Genomic DNA, 2659 nt, shown 5'->3' with positions numbered 1-2659 from the left:
GTTGATTTCCGTTTCAGGGTTTCAATAACTAATCGGTGAACTGTATCTTTTTCGACAAACTGAGAATTCGAAGGGAAATCGAAGTTATTTTGGGTTTATGGAATATGTAGAAGGCGTTTTACTTTATGGATAGAAAGCAATTATTAAACACATATTTCATTGTAGAAGTAATGAATATTTCAAAAGCAAAGGGCATTTTTAAGGTTAAATTCCTAAAAGAATGGAGCCAGAATTACCGTTTTTTTAGTCCGAAGTAAGATCCACCTAAATGCTTACAAACCCACCATTTCGACAAAAAAACACCTAGTTTCCCAACTACACCCCATCCGTTATTTTCCATTTTTATCATATATAAGAATCCTTATATACTGTTAAAATCCGAACTTTTTTTACCCCCAATACTATAGAAGGAGTTGGATTTATTTTCATACTTCTATGGCAAAAAAACAATAAATAGGATTGGATATACAGTTGGAAATAAGGTTCCAAATCTTTGAAGAACAAGCTTTAAATCAATACTTATTTCCCAATTAAAACACCTGGGTTATGTGTTGATATTAGCAGAAAATTTGAAATATACTTAACTCGCAGCCAGCAAGCTGCCAAAATTATTCGTAGGTGAGAGGAGCAAAAGGATGAAGAAAAAAAGAATACTCGGCTCTGCAGTACTTAGTTTGGCAATGGGAGTTTCCATGTTTGCAACAGGGGCTTTTGGCGCAGGATCGTCAGAAAGCCAAGATACTTATCGAGTTTTAATTCAGGGTCCGAGTTCCGAGAAAGCGAAAGTAAAAGATCAATACGGCGAACGCTGGAATTTTGGCAGTGAAGGATTCACAACCGAAGTGAATGGGAAGCAATATCAGGCTCTTTTGAACAACAAAAATTTAAATATTACTAGAGTTGAGCAAATTACAGTCGATGGCCGTGTTGATGCTAATGGGAAAGGGAAGGGGGACTATACAGTTCAGGCTGCTTATCCATCTGACCAGACTCCATGGGGAATCCAGGCAATCTACAACGACAACAATATCACTTATACGACTGGAGGGGATGGAATCAAGGTAGCAGTCCTTGACACAGGCGTAAACCGTAATCACATTGACTTAACAGACAATGTTGAACAATGTAAAGATTTCACTCAGACTAGTTCATCAATGGTAAATGGTTCGTGTACTGACCGTCAAGGACATGGAACACACGTTTCTGGAACTGTATTAGCAAACGGCGGATATGATGGAGCAGGTGTTTACGGTGTCGCACCAGACGCAGAGCTTTGGGCATTTAAAGTGTTAGGTGACAATGGATCTGGTTATTCAGATGACATCGCTGGAGCAATCCGTCATGCTGCAGATGAAGGAGTTCGTACAGGCACTAAGGTTGTTATCTCTATGTCTTTAGGCTCAAGTGGAAAAGATTCAATGATTGCTAGTGCGGTAGATTATGCATATGGCAAAGGAGCGTTAGTAGTTGCAGCTGCAGGCAACAGCGGTCCGAGTGCTAATACAATTGGCTATCCTGGTGCATTGACAAATGCAATTGCTGTAGCATCTCTTGATAACACTTTTGTAAATGGAACGCATAAAGTTTCAGATTTCTCATCTCGCGGCAACCCAAATACGGATGGTGATTACTACATCCAGGAAAAAGATGTTGAAGTATCAGCTCCTGGCGGAGGTATCTATTCAACAGCAGTTGATGGAAATTATACGACAATGAGTGGTACATCAATGGCAACTCCACATATTTCTGGCCTTGCAGCTAAACTTTGGTCTTCAAACAAATCATGGAGCAACGCTCAGCTTCGTTCTGAAATCCAAAGACGTGCAAAGCTGTATGATATCAAGGGCGGCACAGGAGCAGCAACTGGCGATGACTATGCTTCTGGTTTTGGATTCCCACGTGTAAAATAAGAACGTAGAAACTACAAATTATGCCAGCCATCCGGGTTGTTTGATTCGGGTGGCTCTATTTAATTGAAACGATCTTAAATAGCAGGAAATAAAGTATTTTGAAAAAATGGTACTTTTGCACTGTTTAAAATATTCTAAAAGATGGTAGATTAAAAAGAAAACGGCAGGTGAATGTATGCAATTCGGTCCACTTATTAAATTCTATAGAATACAACAGGGCTTAACGCAAAAGGAACTGGCAAATGGCATATGTTCGGTTCCCCATTTAAGCAAAATTGAGAGTAACTCAAAGGAAGCTAATGAAGAGACGATGGGCTTGCTTCTCGCAAGGCTTGGAGTGAATATTTCTTCTATAACAGAAAATGAAGAAGTGATAAAACAGCTGGTATCTGATCTTAACGAGAAGATTGATTACTTCTTAAATGACGAAGCAGATAAAGCGATGGAAATGCTAAAAGAATACGAGGGAATTATTCCATTTACCACTAACTTACATACATATGAGCTTTCCAAATTTAGATATCTGATTTTCAAGGGAATGATCTCTGAGGCACAAATACAATATGAACTTCTGAATAAACAGAAGAAAATATTTTCCCAACCTCAAATGGCTTTATTTTCCTATCTTTATGCTGTATGGTTATTAAAGAAGGGATCTTATAGCAAAGCTGATCAGTTACTGGATTCAATCGGTAAGGATTCCAAAATTGAAATTTCAAGTGGGGAGCTCTTATATCATAGAGCTATAG

Annotated in this window: 2 protein-coding genes; both read left to right on the top strand. The window is 38.5% G+C overall.

The genetic code is table 11. From position 1 onward, the window contains the following. The first annotated feature begins 635 nt into the window (after window positions 1-635). Complete coding sequence (locus WB217_RS19250) at window positions 636-1910, top strand: S8 family peptidase (protein WP_423994953.1); 1275 nt, start codon at window positions 636-638, stop codon at window positions 1908-1910. A gap of 175 nt (window positions 1911-2085) precedes the next feature. Further along, the coding region (locus tag WB217_RS19245; RefSeq protein WP_423994952.1) for a helix-turn-helix domain-containing protein at window positions 2086-2659 on the top strand (574 nt) is incomplete at its 3' end.

The sequence above is a fragment of the Mesobacillus sp. genome (assembly GCF_049588175.1).
Taxonomy (GTDB): Bacteria; Bacillota; Bacilli; order Bacillales; family Cytobacillaceae; genus Mesobacillus.
Note: the sequence above shows the minus strand (reverse complement) of the source record. Positions and strands in the feature narration are given on the sequence as shown.

Bases quoted from the DNA above. Each gene is read 5' to 3' on its own strand.
- WB217_RS19250 (WP_423994953.1), top strand. From the start codon at position 636: ATGAAGAAAAAAAGAATACTCGGCTCTGCAGTACTTAGTTTGGCAATG.